Annotated in this window: 16 protein-coding genes and 1 pseudogene; 7 read left to right on the top strand and 10 right to left on the bottom strand. The window is 66.8% G+C overall.

Annotation, left to right across the window (positions count from 1 at the left end; all coding sequences use genetic code 11):
* The first annotated feature begins 1 nt into the window (after position 1).
* Complete coding sequence (locus QTH90_RS02450) at positions 2-343, top strand: Hpt domain-containing protein (RefSeq protein WP_286662943.1); 342 nt, start codon at positions 2-4, stop codon at positions 341-343.
* Positions 336-1,388, top strand: a complete 1,053-nt coding sequence (locus tag QTH90_RS02445; RefSeq protein ID WP_286662942.1) for an adenylate/guanylate cyclase domain-containing protein — start codon at positions 336-338, stop codon at positions 1,386-1,388. The genes QTH90_RS02450 and QTH90_RS02445 overlap by 8 nt, the downstream gene beginning before the upstream one ends.
* 22 nt (positions 1,389-1,410) lie before the next feature.
* On the opposite strand, the gene QTH90_RS02440 is transcribed toward QTH90_RS02445, so the two are convergent.
* Entirely contained in the window at positions 1,411-2,055 is a 645-nt protein-coding gene (locus QTH90_RS02440) for a Crp/Fnr family transcriptional regulator (protein ID WP_286662941.1), read from the bottom strand.
* Between the two features lie 152 nt (positions 2,056-2,207).
* On the opposite strand from QTH90_RS02440, the gene QTH90_RS02435 reads away from it, so the two are divergent.
* Positions 2,208-3,866, top strand: coding sequence for a phospholipase D-like domain-containing protein (locus QTH90_RS02435; RefSeq protein ID WP_286662940.1), 1,659 nt, complete (start codon positions 2,208-2,210; stop codon positions 3,864-3,866).
* A 34-nt stretch (positions 3,867-3,900) separates the two neighbouring features.
* Here the strand turns inward: QTH90_RS02435 and QTH90_RS31510 are convergent.
* Positions 3,901-4,230 (bottom strand): annotated as a pseudogene (locus QTH90_RS31510) (cyclophilin-like fold protein); the annotation flags it as partial.
* 7 nt (positions 4,231-4,237) lie between these two features.
* Positions 4,238-5,203 carry an AraC family transcriptional regulator gene (locus tag QTH90_RS02430; protein ID WP_286662939.1) on the bottom strand — a complete coding sequence of 322 codons (966 nt, stop codon included), beginning with the start codon at positions 5,201-5,203 and terminating at the stop codon, positions 4,238-4,240.
* Positions 5,204-5,395: 192 nt separating this feature from the next.
* Here QTH90_RS02430 and gdhA point away from each other — a divergent pair, with 192 nt between their 5' ends.
* Complete coding sequence (gene gdhA, locus QTH90_RS02425; protein WP_286662938.1) at positions 5,396-6,739, top strand: NADP-specific glutamate dehydrogenase; 1,344 nt, start codon at positions 5,396-5,398, stop codon at positions 6,737-6,739.
* 30 nt (positions 6,740-6,769) lie between these two features.
* On the opposite strand, the gene QTH90_RS02420 is transcribed toward gdhA, so the two are convergent.
* Positions 6,770-6,943 carry a hypothetical protein gene (locus QTH90_RS02420; protein WP_286662937.1) on the bottom strand — a complete coding sequence of 58 codons (174 nt, stop codon included), beginning with the start codon at positions 6,941-6,943 and terminating at the stop codon, positions 6,770-6,772.
* 89 nt (positions 6,944-7,032) lie between these two features.
* On the opposite strand from QTH90_RS02420, the gene QTH90_RS02415 reads away from it, so the two are divergent.
* On the top strand, positions 7,033-7,782 hold the full coding sequence (locus QTH90_RS02415) for a metallophosphoesterase family protein (RefSeq protein ID WP_286662936.1): 750 nt from the start codon (positions 7,033-7,035) through the stop codon (positions 7,780-7,782).
* 4 nt (positions 7,783-7,786) lie between these two features.
* On the opposite strand, the gene QTH90_RS02410 is transcribed toward QTH90_RS02415, so the two are convergent.
* The 4 genes from QTH90_RS02410 to QTH90_RS02395 form a co-directional block, all read right to left on the bottom strand.
* On the bottom strand, positions 7,787-8,269 hold the full coding sequence (locus QTH90_RS02410; RefSeq protein ID WP_286662935.1) for a Crp/Fnr family transcriptional regulator: 483 nt from the start codon (positions 8,267-8,269) through the stop codon (positions 7,787-7,789).
* A 5-nt stretch (positions 8,270-8,274) separates the two neighbouring features.
* Positions 8,275-9,210 (bottom strand): DUF5996 family protein, encoded by a 936-nt coding sequence (locus QTH90_RS02405; protein WP_286662934.1) that lies wholly within the window; start codon positions 9,208-9,210, stop codon positions 8,275-8,277.
* A gap of 21 nt (positions 9,211-9,231) precedes the next feature.
* Positions 9,232-9,753 (bottom strand): peroxiredoxin, encoded by a 522-nt coding sequence (locus QTH90_RS02400; protein ID WP_286662933.1) that lies wholly within the window; start codon positions 9,751-9,753, stop codon positions 9,232-9,234.
* A gap of 116 nt (positions 9,754-9,869) precedes the next feature.
* The gene (locus QTH90_RS02395) at positions 9,870-11,135 is read right to left on the bottom strand and encodes an NUDIX domain-containing protein (RefSeq protein ID WP_286662932.1); all 1,266 of its coding nucleotides are present in this window, start codon (positions 11,133-11,135) and stop codon (positions 9,870-9,872) included.
* 129 nt (positions 11,136-11,264) lie between these two features.
* Here QTH90_RS02395 and QTH90_RS02390 point away from each other — a divergent pair, with 129 nt between their 5' ends.
* The gene (locus QTH90_RS02390; protein ID WP_286662931.1) at positions 11,265-11,462 is read left to right on the top strand and encodes a hypothetical protein; all 198 of its coding nucleotides are present in this window, start codon (positions 11,265-11,267) and stop codon (positions 11,460-11,462) included.
* Between the two features lie 31 nt (positions 11,463-11,493).
* On the opposite strand, the gene QTH90_RS02385 is transcribed toward QTH90_RS02390, so the two are convergent.
* The gene (locus tag QTH90_RS02385; protein ID WP_286662930.1) at positions 11,494-11,739 is read right to left on the bottom strand and encodes a DNA-directed RNA polymerase subunit alpha C-terminal domain-containing protein; all 246 of its coding nucleotides are present in this window, start codon (positions 11,737-11,739) and stop codon (positions 11,494-11,496) included.
* 238 nt (positions 11,740-11,977) lie between these two features.
* On the opposite strand from QTH90_RS02385, the gene yccS reads away from it, so the two are divergent.
* Positions 11,978-14,242 (top strand): YccS family putative transporter, encoded by a 2,265-nt coding sequence (yccS, locus tag QTH90_RS02380; protein WP_286662929.1) that lies wholly within the window; start codon positions 11,978-11,980, stop codon positions 14,240-14,242.
* Here the strand turns inward: yccS and QTH90_RS02375 are convergent.
* Positions 14,171-15,073 carry a LysR substrate-binding domain-containing protein gene (locus QTH90_RS02375; RefSeq protein ID WP_286662928.1) on the bottom strand — a complete coding sequence of 301 codons (903 nt, stop codon included), beginning with the start codon at positions 15,071-15,073 and terminating at the stop codon, positions 14,171-14,173. The genes yccS and QTH90_RS02375 overlap by 72 nt on opposite strands.
* Positions 15,074-15,127: the final 54 nt, after the last annotated feature.

Raw genomic sequence — 15,127 nt, 5'->3', positions numbered from 1 at the left:
GATGAGCAATGTGACGGTAGACCTTGCAACGTTTTCGGAGTTGCAGGAAGCCGCAGGCGCCGACTTCGTGAAGGAGCTGGTGCAGACCTTTCTCGAGGAAGCCCCTGCGATGCTGCAGGAGCTTCGCGATGCGCTCGCCGCGGGCGACGCCGACACCTTTCGCCGCGCGGCACATTCGCTGAAATCGAACAGCCTCACGTTCGGCGCCCTCACTCTCGGCGCCATGGCGCGCGAGCAGGAACTCGGCGGCCTCGCGGCGGCCCAACAATCGAACGCGCTCGATGCACTCACGCAGGAATACGACCGCGTCGCCGCCGCCCTCCAGGAGCTGAGCCATGGTTGATCTGCGCCACGCGCCGGCCCGCCTGCTGGTGGCGGACGACAACAAGGTCAATCGCCTGCTGATGACGCGCAGCCTCGAACTCCAGGGCCACAGCGTCCAGTGCGCCGAAAACGGCCGCATCGCGCTGGAGATGCTGCGGCGCGACGCCTTCGACCTGATGCTGCTGGACATGGAAATGCCCGAGATGACCGGCTTCGAGGTGCTGGAGCACCTGACCGCCGACGTCAAGCTGCGCGACCTGCCGGTGATCGTGACGTCTTCGCTCGAAGGCGTGGCCGACATCGCGCGCTGCATCGAACTCGGCGCCGAGGACTACCTGCACAAGCCCGTCAACGCCGTGCTGCTGAAGGCGCGCATCGGCGCGAGCCTCGAGAAGAAGCGCCTACGCGACCAGCAGAAAGAGATGGTGCGCCGCTTCGCCACTTCCGAGGTCGCACAGGACCTGCAGCAATCCGGCTTCGCGCTGGGCGGACGGCGGGTGCAGGCCACGGTGATGTTCTGCGACATCCGCGGCTTCACCTCGCTGGTCGAGTCGCAGCCGCCGGAAGAGACCATCGAGCTGCTGAACACCTACTACACGCTGATGTTCGATGCGATCAACGGCCATGGTGGCGTGGTGAACCAGATGATCGGTGACGGACTGATGGCGATCTTCGGCGCGCCGCTGCCGCTGCCCGACCATGGCGCGGCAGCGGTGCGCGCGGCGCTCGACATGGTGGAGATGATCGAGCTGCTGAACATCGAGCGCACAGCGGCGAACAAGCCTGCGATCCGCATCGGTGTCGGCGTCGCCTCCGGCGAGATGGTGGCGGGCTACACCGGCACGCACCAGCGCGCGACCTACACCTGCATCGGCGACACGGTGAACCTCGCCGCGCGGCTCGAGGAGCACACCAAGCTCGCCAAACGAACGATCCTGATCGATCCCGCGACCCTCGCCGCGCTCGATGGCCGCATCGCGACGGACTCCCTGGGGCCGGCCTCGTTCCGGGGCAAGGCGGCGGCGGTCGAGGTGTACGCCGTCGCGGCGGCCGCCAACGGCTAGCTTCAATCACAAAAGGCGCTGCCTACCAGGACGCTGGCAGCTTCTTCAGGATCACCATCCGCCCGTCGCGCTGCCCGACGTAGCCGCCGGCGGTGAGTTCCTTCATCACCCGGTTCACCATCTCGCGTGAGGAACCGACGCGGTCGGCGATGTCCTTCTGCGTGAGCTTGTGGCGCAGCACTCGCTCATCGCCGACGGGCTCGGACAGCTCGGTCAGCACACGCACCATCCGCCCGTAGACGTCCTGCAGGGCGATGCTGCGAACCTGCTCGGTCAGCCGACGCACCATGCGGATCAGCTTGCGAGTCAGGTGGAAGGCGAAATCGGGGCTTTCCGCGAGAAACTGGCGCAGCTCCGATCCCTGCACCACCCGGCAGGTGCACGCTTCGATGGCCTTGATCGATGCCGAGCGCCTTTCGCCGTCGATGGACAACTCGCCGAAATAGCCGCCGGGGCCGTACTCGGTGAGCACCAGTTCGCGGCCGTCGTCCGAGCTGGCGTAGACCTTCACCCGGCCGCTGAGCACGATGTAGAGCGAATCGGTCGTATCCCCCTCATTGATGAGGATGGCGTGGGCCGGGAATGAGCGTGTGTGCCCGCGCGGCGCAATCGCGTCGAGCAGGGACTGCGGCAGGCGGTCGTCTGGGCCTTCGTCGGCGGAGCTCATCGAACGATTATGAGACGGCGCGGGGCCGGATGTGACCTATGTCACTTGCGCGCTGCGCACTGTTTCCTCGCGAAAACGATGCACCTTGCATAGATTCCGTCCTACAACCAGGGAAGAACTGATCTCACATCTCCGCACCGTCCGAGTCCGCCATGAAGACCCTCCTCAAACGCTGCCCCATGCTGATCGCCCACAGCATCGGCATGCGCCTGATGGAGATCGGACTCGCCCAGGCCCGAGGCGGCGTGGCGCTCCTTGTCTTCGCGGTGGTGCTGCTGGGCATGCTCTCGGGTTGCGCCAGCCTCCCGGACAACCTCCACCGGCCCGCCTCCCAGACGATCACCGACGTGGCCGATACCCGCCTCGCCACCGTGGCGGCGGCATCGATGCCCGCCGGCGCCGACCCGCAGCTCTCCGGCATGCGCCTGCTGCCGGCCGGCGACCAGGCCTTCGAGGCGCGCATCGCCCTGGCCCGCGCCGCCGAGAAGTCGATCGACGCGCAGTACTACCAGATCGCCGACGACGCTTCAGGGCGGCAGTTCCTGCGGGAGCTGAGCGACGCCGCCGCCCGTGGCGTGCGGGTCCGCATCCTGCTGGACGACCTGCACGCCAACGGCGAGGACGCGCTGCTGGCCGGCCTCGCCGCCCAGCCCCAGGTCGAGCTTCGCATGTTCAACCCGCTGCCCGTACGCGACGGAAGCGTCCGCTCGCGCGTTCTGCTCTCGATGCACGAGTTCTCACGCATCAACCGGCGCATGCACAACAAGCTGTTCATCGTGGACAACGCCTTCGCCGTCAGCGGTGGCCGCAACATCGGCGACGAGTACTTCGGCCGCAGCGAACCTGCCAACTTCATCGACATGGACATGCTCTCCACGGGCCCGGTGGTGCCGGAGATGGCCGCAGTGTTTGACGCCTACTGGAACAGCCGGCACGCCTACCCCATCGAGAAACTCGCCGCGCCGGGTGTCGACCCAGCGGTTGCACGGCGCCGTTTCGAGCAGTCCGTGCGCGAAGCCGGTGCAGTGACGATGCCTGTCGCGGCACGCGACTCGCTGGGCCAGGGCAGCGTCGCCACGCAACTCGCCGCCGGCCGCGTGGACCTGCACATGGCGGCAGTGCGTGTGGTGGCCGATGCGCCGCGCAAGGCCGATGCGGACAACGAACTGCTCTCCGACGGCGTGGTCATGAACGGCAACCTGGACCTGCTGCAGTCGGCGCGCTCGGAAGTGCTCCTGGCGTCGCCCTACTTCATCCCCGGCCGCCGCACGATGGAGATCCTCCAGCAAGCGGCCGACAGCGAGGTGAGCGTGTCCGTCATGACCAACTCGCTGGCGACGACGGACGAGCCGCTCGCCCACTACGGTTATGCGCGCCACCGCGTGGCGCTGCTCAAGATGCGCGTTGCGCTCTACGAGCTGATGCCGGACGACGACGAAGATGAACGGACGTCCATCGCCGAAGGCCCCCACGGCTCCCTCGGCCGCCTGCACGCCAAGCTCGCGGTGGTGGACCAGCGCTGGCTTTCGATCGGATCGATGAACATGGACCGCCGCTCGGCGCGCTACAACACGGAGATGAGCCTCATCGTCGACAGCCCGGTGCTGGCCGGCCAGGTCACGACACTCCTGCGCAACGAACGCATGCCGCAGAGCTACCAGGTCCGCTACACGGGTGACCGGCGGCGCCTTCAGTGGGTCGACCAGAACGGCCGGAACCCGGTCGTGCACGCCGGCGAGCCGGACTCGACCTGGGGACGGCGGCTGCGGCTCTCGATGCTCGCGACGCTGGTCGACGAAGATCTTCTTTGACCCGGATTTGCGGCGCCGGCACTTCGATCGTCACCTCGATGGGGCCGGGCACGCCGAACGCCTCCGCCCCGAAGTCGAGCTTGCCGAGGACGTGGCACGCGCCGCTGATCGTCTGGCCGTCATGACGGTAGAAGATCGCCACGTCGGGGCCGGGCGCCCAGCAGATCAGGTCGCCAACCTCGTAGGACCGGGTATGCGTGCCCTGGCCCGAGATGGCGCCGGGGAGCGGGCCGAATTTCTCTCTCTTGAAGAGATCGTGCATCGTGATCGTCAGCGGCAGCATGGAGATGAATTCATGTGCCGTGGCGTTGTCTTCCAGGGTGGCCGGAATCACCCGGCCATTCAGTTTGAGATGAATCTTCATGAGGTCCTCAGGTGCTTGAACGGCCGAGCTGGTTTTCGCGCAAGCGCTTGACGTCGCGCGCGGGAGGCAGGCCGAAGAAGCGGCTGTATTCGCGGTTGAACTGTGACTGGCTCTCGTAGCCGACGCGGTGGCCGGCGGTGGCTGCGTCCACGTGTTCGCTGATCATGATGCGGCGCGACTCCTGCAGGCGCAGTTGCTTCTGGAACTGCAGCGGGCTCATTGCGGTGACGGCCTTGAAATGCTGGTGCAGCGACGACACGCTCATGTGGACTTCGTCCGCCAGGTCTTCGACCCGGAGCGGCTCCTGGAAGCGCTGCGACAGCACGCTGATGGCCTGCGCGATGCGCTGGCTGTGGCTGTCCACCACGGCCATCTGCGCCAGGCGCCAGCCATCGGCCGACCTCAGCAGGCGGTACAGGATCTCGCGCGTGACCAGCGGCGCCAGGGCCGGCACATCTTCGGGCGAGTCCAGCAGCCTGACCAGCCGCAGCACCGGATCCAGCAGCGTGGTGGACAGCTCGCCGGTGAAGATGCCGCGCTGCGACGCCCGCTTCGGCAGCGTCTCGCCGAGCTGCAGCTCCAGTGCGAGCGCCGTGATGTCCTTGACGTCGAAGCTCAGGCGCAGGCCCAGGTACGGCGCCTCCGGCGAAGCGTCGATGATCTGCCCCGACACGGGCAGGTTCTGCGACACCACCAGGTACTGGCTGCTGTCGTAGATATAGACCTCGTCGCCGAGAAGCACCCGCTTGCTGCCTTGCGCCAGCACGCAGAAGGCGGGTTCGTGCATCGCGTGAACGGGATGCTGCATGAGCGAAGCCCGGGCGAGGGTCAGGCGCGGAATCGCCGTCGCGTGGGCACCGTCGATGACGGTGATGCGGTCGATCATCGCGGCCAGTTCGGCCCTCATGACGGTGGTCTGCAGTTGATCGACGGGGCGATCGCTGCGCAGTGCATTGGCGGTGGATGTCAACATGGAGCGAAGCTTAGGCATCTCGACAGCGCTTGTCTCGACTCCCGAGGGTCAGCCGGAGGATCGTGCAAACATCCTCAACGATCCTGCAAGGGCGCGATCCAAACCCGGTCTTTGGCAGCGGCGCTTGGGGACCTCGATAAGATCTTGAGCCCCCTGTCCACCGTCCACGCGATCCGCATCGTTCCCTAGCCAATGAAATACAAATCGTCCGAAGAGTTCATGCACGGCGCCGCTGCGCGCAATCCCGGCCAGCCCGAGTTCCTGCAAGCCATTGCCGAGGTCACGGAAAGCCTGTGGCCGTACATCCAGCGGCATCCCAGGTATGCAGAGCACGGACTGCTGGATCGCCTGATCGAACCGGAGCGGGTCATCATGTTCCGCGTCTCCTGGGTGGATGACCACGGCGAGGTGCAGGTCAACCGCGGCTACCGCATCCAGCACAGCTCGGCCATCGGCCCCTACAAGGGCGGACTGCGCTTCCACCCCTCGGTCAACCTGTCGATCCTGAAGTTCCTCGCCTTCGAGCAGACCTTCAAGAATGCGCTGACGACGCTGCCCATGGGCGGCGGCAAAGGTGGCTCCGACTTCGACCCCAAAGGGCGCAGTCCCGGCGAGGTCATGCGCTTCTGCCAGGCCTTCGTGAGCGAACTGTTCCGCCACGTGGGCGCGGACCGGGACGTCCCGGCCGGCGACATCGGTGTCGGCGGCCGCGAGATCGGATTCATGGCCGGCATGATGAAAAAGCTCGGCAACAACGCCGACTGCGTCTTCACCGGCAAGGGCCTGAGCTACGGCGGTTCGCTGATGCGGCCCGAAGCCACGGGTTACGGCACCGTCTACTTCACCGAAGAGATGCTCAGACAGAAGGGCCAGACGCTCGAAGGGCTGCGGGTCGGCGTCTCGGGTTCAGGCAATGTGGCCCAGTTCGCGGTCGAGAAAGCCATGGCGCTGGGCGCCCGTGTGGTGACGGTGTCCGACTCGAGCGGCACCGTCTACGACGAAGCCGGCTTCACGCAGGACAAGCTGGCCCAACTGATGGAAGTGAAGAACCATCTGTACGGCAGGGTCGACGAGTACGCCCGCCGGGTCGGCGCCGAGTTCCATGCCGGCAAGCGCCCCTGGCACATCCCCGTCGACGTCGCGCTGCCTTGCGCGACGCAGAACGAACTCGACGGCCAGGATGCCGCCACACTGGTCCGCAACGGCGTGCGCTGCGTGGCCGAGGGCGCGAACATGCCCTCCACCATGGACGCGATCCGCACCTTCGAAGGCAGCGGTGTCCTGTTCGCGCCGGGCAAGGCCAGCAACGCCGGCGGCGTGGCGACCTCCGGCCTCGAAATGAGCCAGAACGCCATGCGGATCTCGTGGCCGCGCGAGGAAGTGGACACGCGGCTGCACGGCATCATGCGCAGCATCCACGAGGCCTGCCTCCAGCATGGCCGTCGCGAGGACGGCACGGTCAGCTACGTGAACGGAGCCAACGTCGCAGGGTTCGTGAAAGTGGCCGACGCGATGCTGGCGCAAGGCGTGATCTGACCGCTTGCCTTGGGCCCCGGACCTGGACGATCAGAAACTGACCAGGTCCACGATGCCGTACCCGATGATCGCCAGCAATCCGACAATGCCGAACATCATGAGGGGCGTGCCCCAGCGCGTCTCTCGCGCGGCAAAGCCGACCGTCATGACGCCTGCGGCAATACACGTCGTGATCGCGGCATTCAGGAGCGTGAATTCAGGCATCCGTCGATGCTACCCGGAAGGCCGCGAAAAGAGCATCGCCAAGGCATTCCAGCCGCCACAATGCGAGCTCCGCCGCTGCCGCCCTTGCCGTGCGCATCCTCCTCGTTTCCGACCTGCACTACACCCTGCCCCAGCTCGACTGGGTGGTCCGGGTGGCGCCGTCCTTCGACCTGGTGGTGATCGCCGGCGATCACCTGGACGTGAGCTCGCCGGTGTCGCTCGACGCGCAGTCGGTCGTCCTGCTTCGCTACTTCTCGCTGATGAACCCCGGGATGTCGCTCGTGCTGGCATCGGGCAACCACGACCTGACCGGGTCGGACCGGCACGGTGAGCGGGCGGCACTCTGGCTGCCGGAGAGCCGCCGCAACGGCGTCTTCACCGACGGCGATTCGCTGACGATCGGCGACACCCTGATCACGGTCTGCCCCTGGTGGGACGGACCGGCAGGCCGCACGGCGCTTGAAAGGCAACTCGCCGCGGATGCGCAGCGCCGCCCTGCCCGCTGGGTCTGGATCTATCACTGGCCACCGCTGGGCTCGCCCACCTGCTGGACCGGCAAGCGGCACTACGGCGATGCCGATGTCGCCGGCTGGATCGCCAGCTACCGACCCGAACTGGTGCTGACCGGCCATGTCCACGAGCCGCCGTTCAAGCCGGCGGGTGCCTGGGCCGACCGCATCGGGCCCACCTGGGTGTTCAACGCCGGCAGGCAGATCGGACCGGTGCCCGCTCACATCGTGATCGACCTGGCATCGGACACCGCTTCATGGCGCTCGATGATGGGCGAGGAAGCGCTGGAACTCGGCGCCGAGTGCGCGCCCGCGCGATCGGTCTTCTGAGGGGTCAGTAGTCGGGGTTCGGCTCTCGCGCCGAGCCAGGGCGTGCCGGCGGGCCCTGGCGGTGCGTCAGCTGATCCAGTACTTCCGAGACCATCGCGAGGCCGGGCGAATCGCCGTACTGGTGCTTCAGGTCGACGAGATAGGTCGTGGCGAAATCCAGGCGCTCCGCCAGGCCTGCGGCGATCAATCGTGTGATGGCTGGCTCGCTCGCCAGGAAGGCGCGACCGTCGTCCGCGTAGCGAACGATGCTCGGTGCACTGGCGACCACCGTCGCCGTGTACGCCGAATTGAGCAGCAGCGAGATTTCGCCGATCGCTGCGCCCGGCCGGCTGATCGACGTGATCGCGATGCCGGACTTGCTGATCTGCAGCGCCCCCGACACGAGGATCCACAGACCGTCGCCGGTCTCGCCTTCGCGCAGGAGCGTGTCTCCCGCCGCCAGGGAGATTTCGGGCAGGCCAGCGGTGCGTTGCAGCAGTTCGTCCATGTTGTTCAGGGCCAGAGATGGAGCGGGCGGTCGAGCATGGCCCTGTCCCATCGTCCGAGATCCGCGGCGGCGTCATAGGTCGATTGAAGGAATGCCAGGAGCGCGGCGTCCGGATCCGGATCGAGACGAACGGCCTCGTAGGGCAGGATGAACTCGCGCATCTGCGCGTCGTACCGTGCGGCCGCCGGCAGGACCGCATGGTTCGCATAGCCGGGAGGCTCCGGGTACGCATAGGCATAGAACGAAGCCTCTGCAACGGGACCGCCGCCCGGCCAGAACCCGCAACTGGCGCACTCGTGCGAGTAGGCCTCGACCATGACGTGGTCCGGGCAGTTCGGAACGCCGCCCGGATGCTGCGGCGCGGCCCGGCCGGAAAAGCGTGTGGCCGCCAGGTCGAACGCGCCCCAGAAGAAATGTGCGGGACTCTGCTTGCCGCCGAAGCGACCCCGAAAGCGCTTCAGCACCCGATCGGTCTGCGCGACGATGCGCCACCACCGGTGCGCAGCGTCCGGATCGTAGGACGCGTTGGTCCGGTCTTCGGCGAAGGGAATGGCCGTCTCGACCTCCACCGGCGAAGCCATGAGCTTCGGCTCGACCCCGAGCGCCCTCAGTGACGCCTGGTATTGGGCAAACCAGTCGGCGACGGACATGGGAGCCAGCGCAAAGCCGCGCTCCGCGCCGTCGCTGCATCTCAGCGCCACCGCATGCGAGATGAAATCGAACTCGACGGAGAGTGTCCGGTCGCCGCACGGCATGGCCGAGGTGGTCAGCCCGCGCGGCGTGACATAGAAGGCGACCTGCCACCAGTGGTTCTCCATCGGCGCGAGCGCCAGACGCGTCTTGCCGACGATCTGCGTCCACATGTGCAGCGTGGCATAGGTATCGCGCCACTCGGAGAGCGAGAGCGCGGGCCAAGTCGGAGATGTCTGCGCTGCGTTCATGGCGTGGAGCCTTTCAGGCGTCTATTTCTTGTCCCGGTTCTGCGGCAACTCCTTGACCGCCGCGAGCATCTTCTCGACGTGCTTGTCCGGATCGAGATTCTGGTAATGGGCGGCGACCGTTCCGTTGGGCGCGATCACGTAGGAGATGCGGTTCGCAAAGTCCGGGCGCGTCTGCATCAGTGCGTCGAAAGACTGGCTGATGGACTTCGTGGCGTCGGAAGCGACCGGGAACTTGCCTTGGCAGGCCTGGTTGGAGAACTTGGTCAGCGTGTCGATGTCATCGGTCGACACGCCAATGATCGTGGTGCCCATTGCAGCGAACTTGTCGACTGCCTCGGCGAAAGCGTGCGCTTCGAGCGAACAGCCCACAGTGAAAGCCGCAGGAAAGAAATACAGGACGACCGGCCCCTTGGCCAACGCCGCCGACAGCGAATAGGTGAAAGGCTTGCCGCCGAGCGCAGCGGGTGCACTGAAAGAGGGCGCGGGCTGCCCGATGTCGAGCGCCGCACCGGCAGGCGCAACGACGCCGAATGCAGACGCCATGACCGCCGATGCAACCGCTCTTCTTGCCAATGACTTCATGTCTTCGTTCCCCGTGGGTCGATGAAGCACATGTTATTCCACGCCTTGGCCGATGCCATGGCGCCAGGCGACGTTCCTCAACGCCGAATCAGGAAGCCGCTGAAAGGCGCGATCCATTCGACCTCGCCGGCATCCAATGCGGTGGACGAGCCGGCATCGGCGGCGAAGAGCGTCTTTTCTTCTTCAAGCAGGAAGCACGCGAGAGCGTCTTCCCGACCCAACTGGTGCAGCACGCGCAAGGTGCAGCCTCCGAGGTCGATGCGGTGCCCGTGCGGCAGCGGCTCGCCATGGATCGCCAGGGTCCAGCGCACCGGCCCCGGCGCCGATGCCCGCACCGTGGCCGCATGACACTCATCGCCCTGCCCTGCATCGATCAACACCCACTCGTTGCGATCCCCGCCGACAAAGTAGCTGTTGACCAGCGCCTCTCCGCGCAGCGCCGTCACGCGCAGCACGCGGGGCGACAACTGCATCGCCAGGCCCGAAGCCAGTTCGTATCTGGCGTTCGCCAGGCCGTCCGGGTCGATGCGAGACAACTCGTCATAGGCAGGTTCGCCCGGATTCACCGGCCGGCGGCCGGCCGGCCCGTCGGCGATGCGCGGCATGACGAGGGGAATCTCCCGCAATTCACGTGCGAACTCGATGCACGCCTGCGCGTTCTCGAAAGTCGCGAGTTGCAGAAGAATGCGCCGCTGCACATTCATCAGCTTGAGCCCGCGTGCAGGGTCGACCGCGTCCGCCGGCCGCAACCACATGTGCTCGACCGTTTCGCGCCCGTCCGGTCGGGCGCTCTGCCGCGGCGGGGCCAGCGCCACGAAAAAACGCGTGTCGAAGCGCCGCGGCATGCCCAGCGGCGTGAGCCAGTGGCTGAAGTAGGCGAGCCGCTCGACGGCGAGCCGCCAACCTCGGCCGGTGCACAGATTGCGCAGGGCGTCGCCCCCCTCTTCCACCGCCAGGCGCAGGGCGACGAGTTCCTGGGACGGCATGTCGTCGAGTTCCACCAGGCGGCCATCCGCATCGCCGGCGAAGAGCAGCCCGGCCTCTTCGAAGCATTCGCGAACCGCTGCGACGTAGTAGTCCAGGCCGTTCACGGGAATGCCCAGGCGCAAGGAAGCCGCCGCATCGTCGACGCCGTCGCAAAGCGCATGAAGCGCGCGGTCCTGCGCATCGAGCGTGCCACCGGGAAAGACGCTGGCGCCGCTGTTCTGATCGGCCTCTTTTTCGGCCCGGCGCAGCATCAGCACCTCCAGGCCGGAGGGGCCGTCGCGCAGGACGATCAGCGTGGCGGCCACGCGCACAGGGCGCATGGGTGCGGGCGATGGGGAGGGGATGGACGTTGTCATGAGGCGGCGCATGTTTTACCAGCAAGCGCCTGCGGAACCCGTCGCGGCCACGACGGGGGCGCCTCGTCAATTTTGGGGAGGCGTGCGGATGTCGGCTGTTTCACACTCCGTGTTGTCGACGGAGGTTTCGTGGTCAAGAAGATTCAGCTCAACGAGGAACAGTGGAAGACGCTCGAGGCCTTGCGCGAGGCCCATGCCCGGGGCTGCCCGACCGATTCGATCAAGGTCTCGGAGCGGCTCAGGTCGAACGGGCTGGTCGCGGCGGACCGGCACGGCTACAAGTTCCTGACCGAACAGGGCCTTCAGCGCCTGAGCCAGGGCCGCTGAGCGCAGGCTCTGACGCTACGGCAGTCCCCTTTCAGTCCGCGAGCCGCAACCCTTTCTGGTTGACGCTTTCGACGATCTCCCTCAGAGAATTGCGGCCCAGCCTCGAAAGTGCGAAGAGCTTCCTGGCGGGAACCCGGGTCACATCCCGCACCGTGTGAAGCTGGTTCACGCGCAGGACATTGGTGGTGCGAAGCGACAACTTCAGGACGGCAATATCGGCATCCAGGACCGGGTCGGCGGCAGTTCCGGCGGTGACGGGGTTCGGGCGATGATCCATGGCGTGACTCCTGAAAACGATGGCTGGAACTTGCACAGTTCGTGCCATCGGGCCAGAGTCATGAAACACAGGGATTTCATTGGAGAAGTGGCCGGAATCGCCTGAAATCGAAACAGTGCGATTGCATGCCATTCAGACAACTGCATGTTTTTCATGCAGGGTTTTCCAGACCTTCGGCGCCAGCTGGAAAAGTCGTGAGTTCGCGCCGCGATGGCACGTATCGTGCACCACCATGCCGATGCTTCGTTCCGCAGTCGACACCCTCCGGCAGCAACTCCGGGAGTTGACCAGCCGGGCCCAGACCTTGCGGGTGCTGCTCACCCTCGGAAGCCTGATGGCAATCTGCGGGCTGACGGGACACCCGGAGGCGGTGACGCCGCTGTTCCTCGGCGCCATCGCCAGCGCGCTGGCCGAAACCGACGACAGCGGACGCGGGCGCTTCCGCGCCCAGGCCGTCACGCTAGCGTGCTTTGCGGCGGCGGCGTTTGCCGTGGTCGCCTTGATCCGGACACCCTTCCTGTTCATCGCGGGGCTGGCGCTGGCGGCGTTCTGGCTGACCATGCTGGGCGCGGTCGAAGCGCGCTACAAGGCCATCGGCTATGCCACGCTGATCCTGGCGATGTACACCACGCTCGGCATCGAAAACCAGCCGGCAACCCAGGCCGTCAGGGAGCGCGAGGTCGTGCTCCTGCTGCTCGGCGCCGCCTGGTATGGCGTGTTCTCCGTGGCGTGGAGCGCGGCTTTTCCGGCGCAGCCGGTGCAGGCGCAGCTGGTCAGGCTGTTCTCGGTGCTCGGGCACTACGTGCGCTTCAAGGCTTCGCTCTTCGAGCCGCTGCGCGGCATCGACATCGAGCGCAAGCGGCTGTCGCTCGCGCAACTCAACGCCGAGGTGGTGAGCGAGCTCAATGCCGCCAAGGAAAGCATCTTCCGGCGCATCGGCAAGCGCGCGCCCACCGGCCGTATCGCACGCTATCGCGGCCTCTACCTGATCGCGCAGGACGTGCATGAACGCGCCAGCTCGTCGCACGACGACTACAACGCCCTGGCCGACGCCTTCTTCCACAGCGACCTGCTCTACCGCTGCCAGCGCGTGCTGGATCTGCAAGGCCAGGCCTGCCTTCGTCTGGCGCAATCGATCGCGCGGCGCGAGCCCTTCGCCGTCGACAACGCGACGGTGCAGGCTCTGGCGGACCTGCACAGCGCGATCGGCTACGAGCGCGCGCATGCACGCGATCCGCGACGGCAGGCATTGCTCGCATCCATCGAGGCATTGGCGCGCAACCTGGCGCAGCTCGACGGGCAACTTGCCGGCGCGAGCCAGCCGTCGGCCAAGGCCGGGCGCGACGACATGGGCCTGTTCGATCGCTCACCGCGTTCGTGGCGCGACGCGGCAGATCGCGTCCGGCGCCAGCTGAGCCCCAAATCGGCCCTGTTCCGCCATGCGCTGCGACTGTCCATCGCACTTCTGGCCGGGTGGGGGGTGATGCGGCTGATCCATCCGGTGCAGGGCTACTGGATTCTTCTCACCACCCTCTTCGTCTGCCAGCAGACCTGGGGCGACACCGTTTCGCGGATGGGCCAGCGCATGGCGGGCACGGCGGCCGGCGTCGTGGCCGGCTGGGCATTGCTGAACCTGTTTCCCCAGCCTCTGATCCAGTCGTTGCTGGCTGTCGCCGCCGGCGTGCTTTTCTTCGCGACACGCACAACGCGCTATCTGCTCGCCACCGCCTGCATGACCGTGCTCGTGCTGATGTGCTTCAACCAGGTGGGCGACGGCGGCGTGCTGATCGTGCCGCGCTTGATCGACACCGCCATCGGCAGCGTGATCGCTGGGCTCGCCATGCTGCTGGTGCTGCCGCACTGGCAGGCGCGGCGCTTCAGCGACCTGGCCGCCACGGCAATGCGCAACGATGGCGCCTACCTGCGCGAGATAGCCGGCCAGTACCGCTCGGGCGCGCGCGATGACCTGGCCTACCGGCTGGCCCGCCGCAACGCCCACAACGCCGATGCCGCATTGGCCACGGCGGTGTCGGAGATGTTCCGCGAGCCGGGCTTCGTGCGGCCGCGCGCGGGGGTGGCTCTTCGCTTTCTGATCCAGTCCCACACCATGTTGAGCTATCTCTCGGCCCTGGGTGCGCACCGCACGGCGCTGCGGGATCCAGCGGATGCGCACGCGATGCGCGCAGCGGCGGAGGAAGCCGCAGCGATGCTCGACGCGCTGGCCGATGGTCTGGACAGGGCCGCCTTCCATCCCGCCGAGGCGGACGCCAGGCTTGCCGCGCTCGACGCGCTGACGTCCACGCCCGACGCGGAAGGCGAAGTCGACCCGGCCGTACACCTCGTTCGCACCGAACTCGCGCTGATCGGATTGCAGATCGAGTCCCTTCGCGAATTCGCGCGCAAGTGGCTGCAGCTCGAAGAGGACGCGCCCTCACCCGCGCCACTGATGCTGCCCGAGCCTTTCCCCGATGAAGTCCAGGAAGCAAGTGATCCGCGCGGATAGCTGCGTGTTGCGGTAGTACACCGCGCTGATCGGCTGGAGCACCTCGACCGTGTCGCGCGCCAGCACCTGCACGAGGTCGCCGCGCTCGGTGTCGACACTCGTCATGAAGCCGGCGAGGCAGACGATGCCGACGCCCTGCAAGGCCAGTTGCCGCAACGTCTCGCCGCTCGACGCGGTGAGTGCCGGCGTGATGGGCCACTCGTCCCCGTGCTCGCCACGCAGCGGCCATCGATTGAGCGCCTCCGGCTGTGTGAACCCGAGCAAGGTGTGGCGCGCCAGGCTGGCCACGCTCTTCGGGCGGCCATGCGCCGCGAGATAGGCCGGGCTCGCCAGCACCCGCAGGCGGCTGGTCGCGATCGGACGTGCATGCAGGGTCGAGTCGCGCAGTTCGCCGATGCGGATCGCGATGTCGGTCCGGCGTTCGAGCAGGTCGATGTTGAGATCGTCCGTGTCCAGCTCCAGGCTGATCTGCGGATACGCCTGCCGGAACTCCGCCACCAGCGGCACGATGGCATGGAGCATGAAAGGCGACGCGGCGTTCACGCGCAGTCGCCCCGACGGCTTCTGCCGGCGCGCGGCCATCTGCTCTTCGGCCTCGTCGATCGAGGCCAGGATGGCGCGGGCGTGCGCCAGGAAGGCTCGCCCCTCCTCGGTGAGTTCGAGCCGGCGCGTGGTGCGGCGCAGGAGGGTGGTGTCGAGCTTGCGTTCGAGGCGGCCGAGCGCACGGCTGATACCCGAGACGGTCTGGCCCAGGTGCTCGGCGGCGGCGGTGATCGAACCGCCGTCAACCACGGCGGTGAAGGCCTGCAATTCCTCGACGGTGGTTTTCATGAAGCTCCCGGAGCCGATTGGATTATTGACAGGAAGTCAAATATATTCTGATCA

The organism is Variovorax flavidus, from assembly GCF_030317145.1.
GTDB classification, from domain to species: Bacteria; Pseudomonadota; Gammaproteobacteria; order Burkholderiales; family Burkholderiaceae_C; genus Variovorax; species Variovorax flavidus.
Note: the sequence above shows the minus strand (reverse complement) of the source record. Positions and strands in the feature narration are given on the sequence as shown.